Annotated in this window: 17 protein-coding genes; 10 read left to right on the forward strand and 7 right to left on the reverse strand. The window is 66.0% G+C overall.

Annotation, left to right across the window (positions count from 1 at the left end; all coding sequences use genetic code 11):
- Nucleotides 1-2: 2 nt before the first annotated feature.
- Nucleotides 3-413, reverse strand: coding sequence for a PPOX class F420-dependent oxidoreductase (locus tag OIE68_RS07395; RefSeq protein WP_327098632.1), 411 nt, complete (start codon nt 411-413; stop codon nt 3-5).
- 139 nt (nt 414-552) lie between these two features.
- On the opposite strand from OIE68_RS07395, the gene OIE68_RS07400 reads away from it, so the two are divergent.
- The 5 genes from OIE68_RS07400 (at nt 553) to OIE68_RS07420 (ending at nt 4,531) form a co-directional block, all read left to right on the forward strand.
- Nucleotides 553-1,077, forward strand: a complete 525-nt coding sequence (locus OIE68_RS07400) for a hypothetical protein (protein WP_327098633.1) — start codon at nt 553-555, stop codon at nt 1,075-1,077.
- A gap of 43 nt (nt 1,078-1,120) precedes the next feature.
- Entirely contained in the window at nt 1,121-1,876 is a 756-nt protein-coding gene (locus OIE68_RS07405) for an SDR family NAD(P)-dependent oxidoreductase (RefSeq protein ID WP_327098634.1), read from the forward strand.
- Complete coding sequence (cbiE, locus tag OIE68_RS07410; RefSeq protein WP_419150749.1) at nt 1,855-3,120, forward strand: precorrin-6y C5,15-methyltransferase (decarboxylating) subunit CbiE; 1,266 nt, start codon at nt 1,855-1,857, stop codon at nt 3,118-3,120. Before OIE68_RS07405 ends, cbiE begins: the two co-directional genes overlap by 22 nt.
- Before the next feature lie 89 nt (nt 3,121-3,209).
- On the forward strand, nt 3,210-3,791 hold the full coding sequence (locus tag OIE68_RS07415) for a hypothetical protein (protein WP_327098636.1): 582 nt from the start codon (nt 3,210-3,212) through the stop codon (nt 3,789-3,791).
- Nucleotides 3,788-4,531, forward strand: coding sequence for a cobalt-precorrin-6A reductase (locus tag OIE68_RS07420; RefSeq protein ID WP_327101603.1), 744 nt, complete (start codon nt 3,788-3,790; stop codon nt 4,529-4,531). The genes OIE68_RS07415 and OIE68_RS07420 overlap by 4 nt, the downstream gene beginning before the upstream one ends.
- Nucleotide 4,532: 1 nt before the next feature.
- Here the strand turns inward: OIE68_RS07420 and OIE68_RS07425 are convergent, their stop codons facing one another.
- Entirely contained in the window at nt 4,533-5,063 is a 531-nt protein-coding gene (locus OIE68_RS07425) for a PadR family transcriptional regulator (protein WP_327098637.1), read from the reverse strand.
- 111 nt (nt 5,064-5,174) lie between these two features.
- Here OIE68_RS07425 and OIE68_RS07430 point away from each other — a divergent pair, with 111 nt between their 5' ends.
- Together OIE68_RS07430 and OIE68_RS07435 are read left to right on the forward strand one after the other, a co-directional pair.
- A complete protein-coding gene (locus OIE68_RS07430; protein ID WP_419150750.1) occupies nt 5,175-5,807 on the forward strand; it encodes a GntR family transcriptional regulator in 633 nt (210 codons plus the stop codon).
- Nucleotides 5,807-7,033: an MFS transporter gene (locus OIE68_RS07435; RefSeq protein WP_327098639.1), complete on the forward strand. Its 1,227-nt coding sequence runs from the start codon at nt 5,807-5,809 to the stop codon at nt 7,031-7,033. The genes OIE68_RS07430 and OIE68_RS07435 overlap by 1 nt, the downstream gene beginning before the upstream one ends.
- A gap of 43 nt (nt 7,034-7,076) precedes the next feature.
- Here the strand turns inward: OIE68_RS07435 and OIE68_RS07440 are convergent, their stop codons facing one another.
- The 4 genes from OIE68_RS07440 to OIE68_RS07455 all read right to left on the reverse strand — a co-directional run bounded on the left by OIE68_RS07440 (nt 7,077) and on the right by OIE68_RS07455 (nt 10,469).
- Nucleotides 7,077-7,631, reverse strand: a complete 555-nt coding sequence (locus OIE68_RS07440; RefSeq protein ID WP_327098640.1) for a dihydrofolate reductase family protein — start codon at nt 7,629-7,631, stop codon at nt 7,077-7,079.
- Nucleotides 7,632-7,649: 18 nt separating this feature from the next.
- Entirely contained in the window at nt 7,650-9,302 is a 1,653-nt protein-coding gene (cobJ, locus tag OIE68_RS07445; RefSeq protein WP_327098641.1) for a precorrin-3B C(17)-methyltransferase, read from the reverse strand.
- The gene (locus OIE68_RS07450) at nt 9,299-9,928 is read right to left on the reverse strand and encodes a precorrin-8X methylmutase (protein ID WP_327098642.1); all 630 of its coding nucleotides are present in this window, start codon (nt 9,926-9,928) and stop codon (nt 9,299-9,301) included. Before OIE68_RS07450 ends, cobJ begins: the two co-directional genes overlap by 4 nt.
- Before the next feature lie 103 nt (nt 9,929-10,031).
- Nucleotides 10,032-10,469, reverse strand: a complete 438-nt coding sequence (locus tag OIE68_RS07455) for an Lrp/AsnC family transcriptional regulator (RefSeq protein WP_327098643.1) — start codon at nt 10,467-10,469, stop codon at nt 10,032-10,034.
- A 138-nt stretch (nt 10,470-10,607) separates the two neighbouring features.
- Here OIE68_RS07455 and ddaH point away from each other — a divergent pair, with 138 nt between their 5' ends.
- Complete coding sequence (ddaH, locus tag OIE68_RS07460; RefSeq protein WP_327098644.1) at nt 10,608-11,516, forward strand: dimethylargininase; 909 nt, start codon at nt 10,608-10,610, stop codon at nt 11,514-11,516.
- 113 nt (nt 11,517-11,629) lie between these two features.
- Here the strand turns inward: ddaH and cobG are convergent, their stop codons facing one another.
- Complete coding sequence (cobG, locus tag OIE68_RS07465; protein WP_327098645.1) at nt 11,630-12,844, reverse strand: precorrin-3B synthase; 1,215 nt, start codon at nt 12,842-12,844, stop codon at nt 11,630-11,632.
- A 322-nt stretch (nt 12,845-13,166) separates the two neighbouring features.
- On the opposite strand from cobG, the gene OIE68_RS07470 reads away from it, so the two are divergent.
- Both OIE68_RS07470 and cobN read left to right on the forward strand, forming a co-directional pair.
- Nucleotides 13,167-13,607, forward strand: a complete 441-nt coding sequence (locus OIE68_RS07470) for a nuclear transport factor 2 family protein (RefSeq protein WP_327098646.1) — start codon at nt 13,167-13,169, stop codon at nt 13,605-13,607.
- 178 nt (nt 13,608-13,785) lie between these two features.
- A complete protein-coding gene (gene cobN / locus OIE68_RS07475) occupies nt 13,786-17,400 on the forward strand; it encodes a cobaltochelatase subunit CobN (protein ID WP_327098647.1) in 3,615 nt (1,204 codons plus the stop codon).
- Nucleotides 17,401-17,475 lie beyond the last annotated feature (75 nt).

Below are 17,475 nucleotides of genomic sequence, written 5' to 3' on the forward strand. Positions count from 1 at the left end.
GTTCAGGATGGGGTGTGGGCGAGGGTGCTGCTGGAGAGTACGCGCTGGACTTGGATGGCGATGACCACGCGGGTCGGGTTCTCGCGGGGGACTCGGTAGCGGCCCGCGTATCGGTCGACCGCTTCTGCGACGTTGTCCGGATCGTCGAGCACCGCGGCCGGGCCTTCCAGGGTGATCCAGCGGATTCCGTCCACCTGGCTCACTGCCGCGTAGCCGGAGCGCCGCACATTGCGCACCTTCACCGAGCCGTCGTTGGTGATCACTCGTGCGATCCCGGCTTCCGGATCCCAGGTGAAACCCACCGCGACCACATGCGGCGTGCCGTCGGCGCGCAGGGTGGTCAAGGTCGCGAGGTGCCGCTCGGCGACGAATTCGAGTGCGGCAGTGGACAGCTGTGCGGTGCTGGTCGGCATCCCCTGACCGTAGCGGTATCCGGGCCGCCTGGCTGCGGCACGTACCGAGTCGGCGCTTCCTGTACGGACTGGTCAGTTCGGTGTTTGGTGCGTGCTCGGATATTCTGAGCGCCGAGATCGACAATCGAGGGGTTCAGGGATGCAGAGCACGGATGTCCAGTTGGCCGCTCGATGGTGGCAGTGGGCGATGTCGATTCCGATAGCCAAGAATCCGGTCTGCGACGAGACCGGAGCCTGCGCGGCCGAAGGTCAGCCCGATGGTGTCTGGTTTCTCGCCGGAACGTTCGGCGGCAAGGTCAGCCGAAGCTGCACCGTGCCCTACGGTCGCCCGATCTTCTTTCCCGCCTTCAATACCTTCCAGAAGGTCGAAAGGTCGTTTTTCCAATTCGGCAGCCGACCTCCGGTGGTGCCGACGGCGAGCGGCCACGCCGAGCTGAACGGCGTCGGATTGCCGCTGCTGGAAGTGACCAACCGCGCGGCATTCCCCATCAACGCGGCAGCCGGCGGCCCGTTCCCGGTGACCGGCCGTTTCAAGGCGACGGCCTGGGGGCTCTGGTGCAGGCTGGACGACCCGCTCCGGGGCGACTACATCCTTACCTTCGGCGGTGAGTACGAGCCGGGAGGCTTCTGGGTCGAGGCCTCCTATCAGCTCGAGATCGTCTGACCTGGCGGATCGGCATAGCGGGGTGGGGTGAAAGACTGGCGGCATGGGATCGCGTGGAATTGCCGAGGGGCCGGTGCTGGTACTCGGGGGCCGCAGTGAGATCGGGTTCGAGGTGGCGCGGCGGCTGGCGCCGGGGCGTGTGGTGATCCTCGCGGCACGGCGCAGCTCAGAGTTGACGCAAGAGAGTGCGGCGGTTGCGGCAGCCGGGGCGACGGCAGTGCATACCGTCGAATTCGATGCGGACGATACGGCGAGTCATCCCGCGCTGTTGGAGAAGATCGCGGCCGAGTACGGGGGGATCGGGGTCGCGGTGGTCGCATTCGGAGTGCTCGGGGATCAGGCGCGGGCCGAACGTGATCCGGCACATGCGATCGCGGTCGTGCACACCGATTACGTCGCGCAGATCAGCGTGCTCACCATCCTGGCGAATCTGCTGCGCGCACAGGGCAGCGGGCAGCTTGTTGTATTCAGCTCGTTCGCGGGCGCGCGGGTGCGGCGAGCGAATTACGTCTACGGTTCGGCAAAGGCGGGTCTCGACGGATTCGCCAGCGGTCTCGCGGATGCGTTGCACGGCAGCGGTGTGCACCTGCTGCTGCTGCGTTGCGGGTTCGTGATCGGCCGGATGACCGAGGGCATGGACCCCGCCCCGATGTCCAGCACCCCCGACCAGGTGGCGGATGCGGTTGTGCGGGGTCTGCGACGTCGTGCCGGTCGGGTGTGGATCCCCGGCATCCTGCGTCCGGTCATCTTCGCGATCCGCCTACTGCCCCAACCCATCTGGCGTCGGTTGCCGCGGTGAACGGCAGTGCGGAGTGGAGTGGGCCGCCGATTGCTGTCGTCGGTATCGGTGCCGACGGGTGGAGTGGGCTCGGCGAGGCTGCGCGCGAAGCGGTCTCGGATGCCGAAGTGGTATTCGGATCGGCGCGGCAGCTCGAGCTGATTCCGCAGGACGTTGCGGTGGCGCGGCGGGAGTGGCCGTCGCCGTTGGTCCCTGCACTGCCCGGTTTGTTCGCCGACCACACCGGTCAGCAGATAGGCGTGCTGGCCAGCGGGGATCCGATGTTCTACGGCATCGGGGTGACGTTGGCACGGCTCCTCGGTGCGGATCACCTGCGGGTATTTCCGCAGGCATCATCGGCATCGCTGGCATGCGCACGGCTGGGTTGGGCGTTGGCGGAAACTCCGGTGGTGAGCGCGGTGGGGCGGCCGGTGGAGACGGTGTTGCCCGAGTTGGCGGACCGGCGGCGGGTGCTGGTGCTGAGCGCGGACGAGCACACACCGGGACGGTTGGTGGAACTGTTGCGGGACAATGGTTTCGGTGAGTCGATGTTGACCGTGCTCGAGCAGTTGGGCGGCCCGCGCGAACGGGTCGTACGCGAGCGCGCGGCGGGGTGGGAACTCGCGGCGGGGGACCCGCTCAATATCGTCGCGATCGACTGCGTCGCCGACCCGAAGCACCTGCGGGCGACGCGTGTGCCCGGACTGGCGGATGAGCTCTTCGGCGGTGACGGTCAACTCACCAAATCCGAAGTCAGGGCAATGACACTGGCCGCGCTGGCACCCGCGCCCGGGGAATTGCTGTGGGATATCGGCGGGGGTTCAGGCAGTGTCGCGATCGAATGGTGCCGCACGCATCCGAGCTGTCGGGCGGTCACCTTCGAGCGACTCGAACACCGGCGGCGGCAGATCGCCGACAACGCCGCCGCCCTTGGTGTTCCACATCTCGGTGTGCGTGGAGAGATACTCACCGATATCGAAAAATCTACCGAATCAGCGCCTCCGGACGCAATATTTATCGGTGGCGGGCTCACTCAAGATGGCGTACTCGAGACATGCTGGTCGCATCTACGCCAGGGTGGCCGTTTGGTGGCGAATGCGGTGACGGCGGAATCCGAAGCACTGCTACTGAGTTGGGCCGCCGCGCACGGCGGTGAACTGCGGAAGTTTCAAATTTACCGGGCCGAAGCCCTCGGCAAGTTCACGACCTGGCGGCCGCAATTGCCGGTCGCCCAGTGGGCAGTTGTGAAAGGCGGCTCGGTCTGAAAACCCCGCTGCACGGGTTTAACGGACTGTAGGGTCGGTGCCCGAGATCCGGACGTTATCGCCGGATCCGCGTCCTATTGGGGAGATTTATGAAGTACAAGAAGTTTGCCGCCACCGCGATTATGGCCGTTGCCGCCACCGGTGTTGCGGCGGGTACGTCCGGCGCCGCTCCGGCGGCACCCGCGCCGGCCGTGCAGAACCAGGCCGCGCCAGCCGTGCAGGGCGAGGACCACGGTGTGAACTACGCGGTGCAACTCGTCGACAAGTCGATCGTCGCGGCGGTCACCGGCGGCGCGTTCAGTCTGGACGCCGACAAGAAGTACGTCACGGTGAAGAACACCGAAGGTGCGGTCGTCACCTCGATTCCGCTGAAGGCGCAGGTCGGGGACCAGCTGATCCCGATCGCGGCCACCATCGACCCTGCAGGCCAGAAGCTGACGCTCACCCCGGAGGTCACGCCGACCGCCGCGGTCAGCGCCGAGGCGATCTCCTCGCAGGAGTGGTTCTTCAGCGAGCTGCAGCGCGCCTCGCTCGGTGCGGTGATCGGCGGCATCATCGGATTCTTCTTCTTCGGCATCGGTCTGCCGGTGGGTGCGTTGATCGGTCTGCTCATCGCGGGTGGTCCGAACCTGATCAATGCGGGCATCGCCTACTTCAGCGGGCAGCCCTGAAAACTCTGATTCTGGGCGGCACCCGGGAAGCCAGGGAAATCGCCCACATCGCTTCCGGCGAGCGAGGATTCGATATCGTCTCCTCGCTCGCCGGTCGTGTTCGCGACCCGCTGCTGCCGGAGGGGCCGGTGCGGATCGGCGGCTTCGGTGGTGTCGAGGGTCTACGGAAGTGGTTGGCGAACAACGAGATCGCGGTCGTCATTGATGCGACACATCCGTTCGCAGGCACGATCAGTGCGAATGCGGCCGGTGCCGCAACGGATCTCGGTTTACCGCTACTACATGTGCGGCGGCCGGGATGGTCCCAACAGCCCGGTGATCGGTGGATCCGGGTGCCGGATCTCGACGCTGCCGCACAGGCGATTTCGGAGTTGGGGGAGCGCATCTTCCTGACTATCGGTCGCCAAGGTGTCGCCGCCTTCGCGGGCCTGACGGACCGTTGGTTCTTGATCCGTGCCATCGATCCGCCCACCGGCGCGCTGCCGCCGCATCACGAATTGCTGCTCGCGCGTGGGCCTTTCTCGCCCGCGGATGAGCAGCGTCTGCTGACGCAACACCGGATCGACGCGCTGGTCACCAAGGACAGTGGCGGCGATCAGACCGCTGCCAAACTGGATGCCGCTCGCTCGGCGGGCCTTCCCGTGGTCGTCGTAGACCGCCCCGAGCTGCCGCCCGGCGCGGTGGTCGTGGAATCCGTCGATGCGGCGTGGAAGTGGTTGCGGGAGATCGTATCCCGCTGATTCAGCGGCCGAGCAATTCCGGCAGGCGGTCGAACCAGGCAAGTACGGTGCGCTCGTAGCCGATGCCGAATTCGAGGGTGGCGCGTTGATACGCGGACATGTCGGTGTGGTCGTCGGTGCGGTAGCGGTCGAGGCGCTGCTGGTGAATTTCCTTGTTGGCGGCGATGATTCGATCGAGATGGTCGGGATCGACGTGCTTACCGAAGGATAGGGTCAGCAGCAGCGGCACCCGAATGGTCTCCGCGCCGGGGTCACGGGCGATCCATTCGAGGAATGCTTCGCGACCGGCGTCGGTGATCTGATATGGCGTGCGTTCGCGCGCCCCGATCTCACCTTTTTCGACGAACCCGGCCGCGTCCATGGCGGCCAGTTCCCGGTAGACCTGGCTCTGGGTAATGGTCCAGAAATCGCCGATCCGGTCCTGGGCCTCGGTCACCAGATCCCAGCCCGACATCGGACCGTCGTGCAGAAATCCGAGCAGCGACGCCGCCGTGGAATTCAGCGATTTGCGTTGTGTCGAGGTGTTCGCCAATGTACTGCTCCTCTCAATCTCAACGTTCCATAGTGGAATGTTATACGACTCTTGCCCGCCGCCCCTGTCGGGCCGCTAGAGCGTGTCGCTAAGATGCAACTTGTGTCTAAGATGTATTCATCCACCGAAGTCGCTTATCGCGAGGTCAAGGAACGCATCCTGACCGGCGCGTTGCCGGGTGGTGAGCTGATCAGCGAGGGCGAGATCGCCACCGACCTCGGTATGTCGCGGACCCCGGTGCGGGAAGCATTCCTGCGACTCGAAGTGGAGGGGTGGATGCGGCTGTACCCCAAGCGCGGCGCGCTGGTGGTGCCGATTCCGCCCGCCGAAGCCGAACATGTCGTACATGCCCGCTATGTCGTGGAGACCGGAGCGGTGCGCGCGGTGGTCGCGCACGAGCGGTCCGCGCTGATCGCCGAACTTCATGTCTCGCTGGACCAGCAGCGCGAACTGGCCGCCGCCGCGGACTTCGACCGATTCGCGGTGGCGGACACCGACTTTCACCGCGCCTATGTGGTCGCTGCGGGCAATCCGCTGCTCACCGGGTTCTACGACTCGCTGCGGGAGCGGCAGCGTCGCATGAACAGCGCTGCCCTGCACCGCGGTTCGACCGATACCGCCCGCATCATCGAGCAGCACACGCGTCTGGCCCACCTGATCGAAATCGGCGACACGGCAGGGTTCGCCACCGCACTCGTCGACCATATGTCCGGCGTGCACCAGCTGGAAATGAGAGGCCTGTAATGGCAACGCTGCTCGCCGTCGACACCCGGTCGGCGGAACCACGGCAGAGTTCGCGGCATTGGTGGGGTGTCGCGGCCGCGATGTTCGCGATCGCCTGGGGCGGAAACGAATTCACGCCGCTGCTGGTGATGTACAAGGGCAACGGGCTGCCGGTCACCACGGTGGACCTGCTGCTGTTCGACTATGTGCTCGGCATCGTGCCCGCCTTGCTGATCGGCGGACCGCTCTCGGACCGCTACGGCCGTCGCACGCTGCTTCGCCCGGCGCCGTTGATCGGCGCAGCCGGTTCGCTGCTGCTGGCCTTCGGATCGGCATCGGTGCCGCTGTTATCGGCCGGACGGGTGCTCTGCGGTGTGGCGCTCGGGCTGGCGATGGCGGTGGGAAGTAGTTGGCTGAAGGAACTTTCGCAGTCGCCGGTCGGGCCGGAGCTACCTGCGGGGACCGGGGCGCGACGCTCGGCGATGAGTCTGACCGGTGGGTTCGCTGTCGGCGCCGGTGTGGCGGGTGCGCTCGCGCAGTGGGCTCCGCTGCCGAATACGTTGGCGTATCTGATCAATGTGATGCTGTGTCTGGTCGTGGCGGTGTGGGTGGCTCGGGTGCCGGAAACGTTATCGCCGCGGCGGAATTCAGGGCGGCTGATCGATGATCTGAAGGTTCCGGCGGCCGCGCATCGCAGGTTCCGATGTGTTGCGCTGCCGGTCGCGCTGTGGTTGTTCACCTCTGCCGCAACGGCTTACGCGGTGCTGCCTACTCTGATGGCGCCGCAGGTGCGCGGTGCGCCGGTCGCGTTCTCGGCGTTGATCACGGTGATCACACTGGGCTGTGGTTTCGCGATCCAATCGCTGGCGCGAAGGATCGATCGACCGGGCACCGCCCGTGCCGCAGTTGTCGCGCTGGCGTTGGTCGTGTGTGGAATGGCCTCGGCCGCATGGGCTTGCGGCGCATTGGCCTTGATGCTCACAATCGTCACCGCTGCTGTGCTCGGTGCCGGATATGGGATCGGGCTGGTCGCCGGGCTGCAGGAGATCGAGCGGATTGCTCGTCCTGACGATCTCGCCGGTCTCACTGCGGTGTTCTACTCGGTCAGCTACCTCGGCTTCGGTATCCCCGCGCTGCTGGCATTCCTGCACCAGTCTTTCGGCCTGGGATACCCGACAATGTTCGCGGCCGCCGCTGTGGGTGCGGCCGGATGCTTGGCGCTCATCGTTGGGAATTACCGCGCCTGAGAACTGCCGGGGATGCCGATCGGCATCCCCGACGAGGTCGCGGTCAGGCGCTCTTCGGCCGGTAGTGCAGCTCGGTCACCCCGCACTCGAATCCGGTGGCGGAGACGAGATCGAGCCGGGTGGTGCCACGGAAGACCGGCAGGCCCGCGCCGATCGCGGTCGGGCTGACGAACAGGTGCAGGTCGTCGATGAGGCCCTCGGCGATCAGATTCGCGACGAGGGTGCCGCCGCCGTAGACGATGATGTTGCCCCCCGGCTGGGCCTTGAGGTTGTTGATGGTCTCGGCGAGGTCGCCGCCCGCGACGACGGTGTTCTCCCAGGGCGATTCGGTGAGGCTGTTGGAGATCACGACTTTGGGCGTGTTGTTCATCTTGTCAATGGCCGCCTGGGGCTCGTGTTCAGGCTTGGAGGCCCAATGCGGGATGAAGCCTTCGGCGAGTTTGCGGCCGAGCACGATGGTGTCGAATTCGTCGGTGATGGCGGTGACGCGGGCGGCGAGGTCATCGGACCACTGGAATGTCATCCAGTCCATCTCGCCGTTCGGGCCGGACATGTAGCCGTCGATGGTGGTCTGGACCTGGAGTTCGAGCTTGCGCATCTGGTTGCCTTTCCGGAATCAACGCTGGTAGCGGCGCGAAGTGTAGACCCTGGTGCCCTGCTCGGACTCGATTACTGCGGTGGTGGAGGCACCGATGATCAGCAGCGTGCGCATATCGACCTCGGCCGGATCCAGCTCGGCGAGGGTGACCACACGGACGGATTCGGTGGGTCCGCCGACATCGCGACCGAGCACCACCGGGGTATCGGGCTTGCGATGCTCGAGCAGCACGTCACGCATCGCCGCGACCTGCCAGGTGCGCTGACTGGAGGCTGGATTGTAGATCGCGATCGCCATATCGGCTGCGGCGACCGCCGAAAGTCGTTGCGCGACAACCTCCCACGGCTTGAGTCGATCCGAGAGCGAAATCATCGCGTAGTCGTGGCCGAGCGGCGCGCCGACCCGGCTGGCGACCGCATTGGCCGCCGTGAGCCCGGGCAGCACCCGCACCGGCACCCCTTGCCACTGCGGATCGGCGGATTCCTCGAGTACCGCAGCCGCCATCGCGAAAACCCCGGGATCGCCCGAGGACACGACAACTACTTTGGCCCCCTGTTTCGCGAGATCCAATGCCATGGCGGCACGTTCGGATTCCACCCGGTTATCGCTGGCATGCCTGCGCTGCCCGGGACGCGACGGCACCCGATTGATGTAGGTCGTGTAGCCGACCAGATCGGTGGCCTCGGCGAGTGCGCGTTCGGCTTCGGGTGTGGTCCAGTCGGGTGAGCCCGGGCCGAGCCCGACCACCACGACTTCACCGATGGCGTCGCTGAAACGGCTCGCGGTTGGCTCGACTCGAGAGCTGTCGAAAGGAACTGTCTGCGTGGTGCGGGATTCGCTGCCCGCAGCCTCGGGCGAAACAGCCGCGGTCCTGGAGATGTCGGTAGCACCCTGCGCGCCGATCGTCTGCGACTGCCCTTGCCCCGGATTCGCAAGGGGCAGTGAGGTTGTCGGCTGCGGGCCGGGAACGAGGGTGATGGCGAAGTACGGTACATCCGCATCGTCGACGTCGTCGGCGGCGAGTACACGTTGGCGGGTGCTGCTCGCGCGTTCGATGTAGTACGCGTCGGCGAGGCGGCCGGAGTCCGAGAGGGCTTGGCGTACACCGGGATAGGTGCGACCGAGTTTCATGATGGCGGCGGCGTCGGTATCGCGGAGGCGGCGGGTGAGCTCGTCGGTGGGCATGGTGCCGGGCAGGACGGTCAGTACCTGCTCACCCTCGACGAGCGGGGTGCCGAGGGCAGCCGAGGCCGCGCTCACGGAGGTGATGCCGGGGATGATCTCGGCCTCGAACCGGTCGGCCAACCGGCGGTGCATATGCATGTACGAGCTGTAGAACAGCGGATCGCCTGCGGCGAGCAGTGCGACGGACCGGCCCGCCGCCAGATGGGTTGCCAGGCGTTCGGCGGCCTGTTCGTAGAATTCGTCGATGGCGCCCTGATAGCCGCCGGGGTGGTCGGTCGTCTCGGTGGTCACCGGGTAGATCAGGTGTTCCTCGAGTTGACCCGCGTGCATGTACGGCGCGGCGATACCACGCGAGATGCTGCGACCGTGGCGTGCGCTGTGGAAGGCGATGACATCGGCCTCGGCGATTACCCGCGCCGCTTTCACCGTCACCAGCTCCGGATCACCGGGGCCGAGTCCGACACCCCACAACTTGCCGTTGCTCATTCCTGTTCGCTCGCAATCGCATTCAGTGCCGAAGCGGTAATGGCGCTGCCACCGCGCCGCCCACGCACCGTCAGATATTCGACCCCGCCGTATTCGATCAGCGCGTCTTTGGATTCGGCAGCGCCGACGAAGCCGACCGGTATACCGAGGATGGCGGCGGGCCGTGGCGCACCCGCATCGATCATGTCGAGCAGATGGAACAGGGCGGTCGGCGCGTTGCCAATGGCGACCACCGCGCCCTCGAGGCGATCGCGCCACAACTCCAGCGCGGCGGCCGACCGTGTATTGCCCATCGCCGCAGCCAGTTCCGGCACCCGCGGATCGGCGAGGGTGCAGATCACGTCATTGTCGGCGGGCAACCGCTTGCGCGTCACGCCGGACGCAACCATCTGCGCATCACAGAGAATAGGAGCCCCCGACCGCAGCGCGCCCCGCGCCGCCGCCACCACACCGGGCGAAAACGCAACGTCCCCGGCCAGATCCACCTGCCCGCAACCATGGATCATCCGCACCACAACCTGCGCCACATCCTGTGGAAACCCACTCAGATCCGTCTCTGCCCGAATCATCGCGAACGACCGCCGATAGATCTCGGCCCCATCACTGACATAACGAACATCGGACATGCCCCCACCATATGAGCCCTCCCTCCCCATGCCCGCCGCGGGTCGAGAATGTACTGGCGGCGGCAAACGTCGAGGCCGCCTGCATGAATGCATTCTCGGCGGATCAGGTGCGGGGGCGTTCGAGGATTCGGGACATGACTATGGAGCTGCGGGTGCGGCCTACTCGGGTGTTTTCGCGGATTCGTTCGACGGTGGATTCGATTTCGGCCATGTCTGTTGCCATGACGTGGACGAGGGCGTCGGCTTCGCCTGCGATGGTCCAAACCCCGACTACCTGGGGGATCGGTTCGAGGCTGCGGCGGAGTTCGGCGGGGGTGATGTTGTCGCGGTAGTAGACCTCGACGTAGGCCTCGGTGGTCCAGCCGAGTGCGTCGGGATTCACCAGTGCAGTGAAGCCGGTGATCTGGCGGCTGGCGACCATCTTGTCGACGCGGCGCTTGACCGCAGGTGCGGACAGTCCGACCTTCGCGCCGATTTCTTGGAACGAGGCGCGCGCCGATTTGAGCAGATGCGCCAGAATCTGCCGGTCGATGTCGTCCACACCACACCTACTCCCGATCGGCGCAATGATTCGCCGAATTTACTCGATCATGCACAATGAATCGTTGTTTCTGACGCAATACTAGGCGAATTACCTTCGTGTCAGTGGATTGATCCGCGCCTACCTCCGGGAGACACGTTGACCTCTGTAACCACCCTCCGTATCGAGCCCGCGCGGCAGCCCTCCGCTGGCGACTGCTCGCAGGTCGCTCGAAAGGGTCAGCCACGTCAGTTCGTGATGTGCCGTCCGGATCACTTCGACGTCTGCTACTCGATCAACCCGTGGATGAATCCGCAGGAACCTGTCGATCGCGCGCTCGCGCTATCGCAGTGGGAGACGCTGCGCGCGACATTCGAGCACTACGGCCATCGCATCGACGTGGTGCCGGGGGAGCCGGGTCTGCCCGATATGGTTTTCGCCGCGAATAGTGGCCTGATCGTGGGTGATCGGGCGATGTCGGCGCGGTTCACCCATGCCGAGCGGGCCGCGGAAGGTCCGGCGTATCACGGCTGGTTCGCGCAGTTGGGTCTAGTGGAGCTGGTCGGGGCGCAGGAAACCAATGAGGGCGAAGGCGATTTCCTGCTCGTCGGTGAGCGCATGCTGGCTGCGACCGGATTCCGGAGTTCGACTGCCGCGCACCGTGAGGTCGAGCGGTACTTCGATCTGCCGGTGGTTTCGCTCGAACTGGTCGATCCGCGTTTCTATCACCTGGATACGGCGCTGATGGCCCTCGATGACACGAACGTCGCGTATTTCGCGCCTGCCTTCAGTGCCGCGAGTCAGGCGATACTTGCCGAGCTCTATCCGGACGCCATCCTCGCCACCGACGCCGATGCGGTGGTTCTGGGGCTGAACGGTGTCTCCGATGGGCTGAATGTCTTCATCAGCAGTCGCGCCGACAACCTGGCTTCGGAGTTGCGTGCGCAGGGGTACAACCCGGTGGGCGTCGATCTGTCGGAGTTGTTGAAGGCCGGTGGTGGCGTGAAGTGCTGCACCTTGGAGATTCACGAGGATCCGCGGAGTGCGCCGACCGCGGTTGCTTCCTAGGGCGCGAGCACCGCTGTCAGAACGGGAGTTCGGTCAGCTGACCTCACCGTGCCACGGGCCGTGCCGAAGAATCAGATGATGTGGTGCCTCGTTGGTTGTTTGCTGGGCGGATGTCAGCCGATGCGGTAACCGTTTTCGGTGGCGACGATATCGGTGACCGGGCCGCGCGGGCGGCCGCAACGGCGGTCGCAGCCGGACCAGTGTTGGCGGCCTGCGACCGTGACCTCGTCGGCGCTGTGGACTTCGATGGTTGCGCCGAGATCGTCGACGCCGCTGGAATTGCTCTCTGCGGCGGACTGGTTGGTGGGGGGCAGTACGCGACCGGATTCGACGGCGGCTGTGGCATCTGCGCGGACATCGGTGAGCGCTTTTGCGCAGCCAGGTTGGCCTGCGCAGGCGCTGACCTGGAGCCAAGGGGAGTTGGCGTCGAAGATCAGGCCCATGGGGGCCAGTACCCGGACGACCTGTTCGGCGGGCAATTCCGCTAGATCGGTGATCACCAGGCTGCGCCACGGGGTGATGAAGATGGGGCGTTCGATGGCGGCGATGAATTCGGCAATGCGGGCGGGCAGGGAGCCGAGGCGAACGGCCGCGCCGAGGCTGACCAGGCCGTTGTCCTGGTCGAGCCAGCCGATCGGAATGTCATGGGCGGCACCGAATTCCAGTCGTTCGGGGCCGCGGGACAGGCCGAGGATATCGATCACTCCCCGCACACCGTCATCGACTTCGTGCAGCCGCCATTGACCCGAGCCGAGATCGAGGAAGGCGTGTGCGGCGGCCAGCATCACCTGGACCGCGTCGGCCGCGGATACTCGGATGCCGGAGTCACCACCAGCCAGCACGAGCGCGAATTCGTCTGCGTCCGTCGCGTGTACGCCGATATCGCCACCAAGGCCGCTGATATCGCCGCGGCCATCGTCGAGGGTGAACAGCACACGGCCGGGCAGTTCGGCCAACCGCCGTGCGGCGCGCAAACCTGTGTCGAGCGCCGGAACGAGCGCATGTACATCCGCCCAGCCCCCGATCCGCCCCGACAGCGGTGACGCGACAATATTGCGCACCCGTTCGTGCGTATCGCTCGGCAACAGCCCGGCACTCGCCAACCGTTCACCCAGCGCAGCCGCATCACGCACCTGCCGCAACTGCACATTGCCCCGCGAGGTCAGCTCGATATTCCCATCGCCGAGTTCGGCGGCCGCCTCGGCCAACACCTGCAACTGCCCCGGCTCCAGCCGCCCACCGGGCAGCCGAATTCGAGCCAACGGACCATCGGCCGCCTGATGCAGCCGCAGTACACCGGGGCAGGAATCGGGATTCGTACGCGTCATGACCCATCCAGCCTACGACCCCACCGCTGCGCAACCAGCGACGGCCGCGACGCCCGACTGCTGCTTACGGCGCCTGGTCGCGAATCCGGTGACGGTTGCGACGGGGTGGATCGCCTCGTCGTTGCTCGGTAGTGGCAGTGCAGGCCATAACGCTCGGCCAGAAGCGATTTGCGGCCCGTCTCTTCACACATGCACTAGAGGACGGCCGAGCCTGACAACGCACAGCCATGACGGCCACCGATCTCCCGCGCGTCGCACTAACGCCCGGTCGATACCGACCGACTAGTCGGCGTCCACCCCTGCCCGCATTAAGGTTGGCCGCATGAGTGAAATCTCCACCGTTGCCGACCGACTCGCGATCATCGACGTTGTCACCAGGATGTTCGTTTACACCGATCAGAAGCGCTGGGATGACCTTCTCGGGGAGGTATTCACGCCGAAGGTCGACTTCGATGGTGGCTTCGGCGGCGAGGTGGCGGTGCGGCCCGCAGCCGATATCGTCGGCGATTGGCGGACGGGTCTCGCCGACCTCGACGGCGTCCATCACCAGTCGGGCAACTACCTGGTCGACCTGCAGGGCGACCACGCCGTGATCCACGCCGACGCCATCGCGGTGCACGTGAAGAACGATGCGTCCCACGGCAAGACGCGCACGTTCGTCGGCAGCTACAGCATCGGCGCCGAACGTACCGCCGCGGGCTGGCGTGTCGACAAATTCCACTACCACCTGAAGGTGATCGACGGAAACGCCGACCTGACCTGAGCGCCGAGTGGATGACCGTCGACGGGCGGCGCGGAGCGGCGGGTTAGCATCTGGATTGCTCGGCGGGCGATGAGGAAACCGGTGGAACTCCGGTGCGGTCGCGCCACTGTCGAAAGCCAGACCCTCTCCGGCGAGCACCGTAACCGATGGGCGCGTCACCCGAGGAAGGCTGCCACCTGTGATTTTGCTGCTGTCGACGTCCGATACCGATCTGTTGAGCGCGCGTGCGAGCGGTGCGGAATATCGGTGGGGGAATCCGGCTCGGCTGTTGGTCGAGGACCTGCCCGCGCTGCTCGACGGCGTCGATCTGGTGATCGTGCGGATCCTCGGCGGCAAGCGCGCCTGGGAGGACGGGCTCGCAGCCGTGCGCGCGAGCGGGGTGCCGATGGTGGCGCTCGGCGGTGAGATCGCACCCGACGCCGAGCTGATGGAATGCTCGACGGTGCCCGGTGGTGTGGCCGCCGACGCGCACAACTACCTCGCCGCCGGTGGTGCGGAAAATCTCCGTCAGCTGCACAACTTCCTCTCGGATACGGTGCTGCTCACCGGCCACGGCTTCGAACCGCCGGTGCATCTGCCGAGTTGGGGCGAGTTGGAGCGCACGCCGGGCACTGATCCGAGCACAACTGCCGAGCACCCGCCGACATTGGCCGTAATCTATTACCGCGCACAGCATCTCGCCGGAAACACCGCCTACATCGATGCCCTCTGCGCGGCAATCGAAAACGCGGGCGCGAAGGCCCTGCCGCTGTACTGCGCCTCCTTGCGCACCGCCGAGCCGGAACTCCTCGACACCTTGCGCAGCGCAGACGCACTGGTGGTAACCGTGCTCGCGGCGGGCGGCACCAAGCCCGCCAACGCAGCGGCCGGCGGCGACGACGAGGCCTGGGATGTCGCCGCCCTCGCCGAACTCGATGTGCCCATCCTGCAGGGCCTGTGTCTCACCAGCGGCCGCGCCCAATGGGAGGCGAACGACGACGGACTCTCCCCGCTGGACGTCGCCACCCAGGTGGCCGTCCCGGAATTCGATGGACGCATCATCACGGTTCCGTTCTCGTTCAAGGAATTCGACGCCGACGGACTGTCCACCTACGTGCCCGATCCCGAACGCGCGGCCCGGGTCGCCGGTATCGCGGTCCGGCACGCGCGGCTGCGCCACATCCCGGCCGAACGGCGACGCATCGCCATCATGATGTCGGCCTACCCGACGAAGCATGCGCGCATCGGCAACGCCGTCGGCCTGGACACTCCCGCCAGCGCGATCCGGCTCCTCACCGAGATGTGCGCGGCCGGTTACGATCTCGGCGACGAGACCGAGGTGCCGGGACTCGCGGAACGCGATGGAGACGCGCTGATCCACGCGCTGATCGCGGCGGGCGGTCAGGATCCGGACTGGCTCACCGCCGAACAGCTCGAAGGCAACCCGATCCGCATCAGCGCCGATCAGTACACCAGCTGGTTCGACACTCTGCCCGATGACCTGCGCGCAGCCGTGATCGAGGCGTGGGGACCGCCACCCGGTGAACTCTACCTCGACCGCTCCGCCGACCCCAAGGGCGAAATCGTCATCGCCGCATTGCGTTTCGGCAATATCGTGTTGATGGTGCAGCCGCCGCGCGGCTTCGGCGAGAACCCGGTCGCCATCTACCACGACCCGGATCTGCCGCCCAGCCACCACTACCTCGCCGCGTATCGATGGATCGCCGCGCCGGAAGGTTTCGCCGCCGACGCCATGGTGCACCTCGGCAAGCACGGCAATCTGGAATGGCTGCCCGGCAAGACCCTCGGCATGTCCGCCTCCTGCGGCACCGACGCCGCGCTCGGTGAGCTGCCGCTGATCTATCCGTTCCTGGTCAACGACCCGGGTGAGGGGACCCAGGCCAAGCGCCGCGCCCACGCGACCCTGGTCGACCACCTCATTCCGCCCATGGCCCGCGCCGAAAGCTATGGCGATATCTCGCGTTTGGAACAGCTGCTCGACGAACACGCCAATATCTCCACCCTCGATCCGGCCAAACTGCCCGCGATCCGCCAGCAGATCTGGACGCTCATGCGCGCGGCCAAAATGGACCACGACCTCGGCCTGGCCGAGCGTCCAGACGAGGATGTCTTCGACGATATGCTGCTGCACGTCGACGGCTGGCTGTGCGAGATCAAGGATGTGCAGATCCGCGACGGTTTGCACGTCCTCGGGCAGGCGCCGGCGGGGGAGACCGAACTCGACCTGGTCCTCGCCATGCTCCGCGCGCGCCAGCTTTGGGGTGGCGAACGGAATGTGCCGGGTCTGCGGGAGGCCTTGGGGCTGAACGAATCCGGTACCGAGGTGCGCGAACGGGTCGACGCGGTGGAGACCCAAGCGCGTGAGCTGCTGGCCGCACTGCAAGCTGCCGAGTGGTCCGTAGACGCCGTCGACGGACTTGTCGACTCACTGGACGCACCCGCCCCGACGTGTGCCGCGGTGCGAACCGTGCTGCGCTTCGCCGCGACCGAAGTCGTGCCCCGCCTGCGGCAGACCGGCATCGAAATCGACCGAATCCTGCACGCGCTCAACGGCGGTTTCATCCCCGCCGGGCCCAGCGGATCCCCATTGCGCGGCCTGATCAATGTGCTGCCGACCGGTCGGAATTTCTACTCGGTCGACCCGAAGGCGGTCCCGTCCCGACTGGCCTGGGAGACCGGGCAGGCCATGGCGGATTCCCTGCTCGATCGATACAAGGCCGATCACGGTGAGTATCCGCGCTCGGTCGGGCTGTCGGTGTGGGGCACCTCCGCCATGCGCACCTCCGGCGACGATATCGCGGAAGTCCTTGCGCTGCTGGGCGTCCGCCCGGTCTGGGATGAGGCGAGCCGCCGCGTCACCACCCTGGAGGTTATATCGCTCGCGGAACTGGGCCGTCCGCGCATCGACGTCACCGTCCGCATCAGCGGCTTCTTCCGTGATGCGTTCCCGCATGTGCTCGCGCTGCTCGATGACGCAGTACGTCTGGTCGCCGACCTCGACGAACCCGCCGAGTCGAATTACGTTCGCGCCCACGCCCAGAACGATCTCGCCGAACACGGCGACAAGCGCCGCGCCACCACCCGCATCTTCGGCTCCAAACCCGGCACCTACGGCGCAGGCCTGCTGCAACTGATCGACTCCAAGAGTTGGCGCACCGACGACGACCTCGCGCAGGTGTACACCGCATGGGGCGGCTTCGCCTACGGTCGCGACCTCGACGGCGCACCCGCCGCCGACGATATGCGCACCGCTTACCGGCGGATTACCGTGGCCGCCAAGAACACCGACACCCGCGAACACGATATCGCCGACTCCGACGACTACTTCCAGTACCACGGCGGCATGGTCGCCACCGTGCGCGCGCTGACCGGCAAGAATCCCGAGGCCTACATCGGCGACAGCACCCGACCCGACGCCGTGCGCACCCGCACGCTCTCGGAGGAGACCTCGCGCGTCTTCCGTGCCCGAGTGGTGAATCCGCGCTGGCTCGAGGCGATGCGCCGCCACGGTTATAAGGGCGCCTTCGAAATGGCGGCCACCGTCGACTACCTCTTCGGCTACGACGCCACCACCAATGTCGTGGCCGACTGGATGTACGAAAAGCTCGCGGAGAGTTACGTTTTCGATGACGTGAACCGCAAGTTCATGGAGCAATCCAACCCATGGGCGCTGCACGGCATTGCCGAGCGTCTGCTGGAGGCGGCGCAACGAGAGTTGTGGGAGCATCCGGAGCAGGCAACACTGGACCGATTGCGGCAGATCTACTTGGAGACCGAAGGTGAACTGGAATAGTTCGAAAAGCAATACCCCAGTTCCTTGGGTATTTCGAATTATTTGATCTTGCAACGTAATTCGATTTTCCTGATT

Origin of the sequence: Nocardia vinacea (assembly GCF_035920345.1) — a bacterium.
In the GTDB taxonomy this organism is placed as follows: domain Bacteria; phylum Actinomycetota; class Actinomycetes; order Mycobacteriales; family Mycobacteriaceae; genus Nocardia; species Nocardia vinacea_A.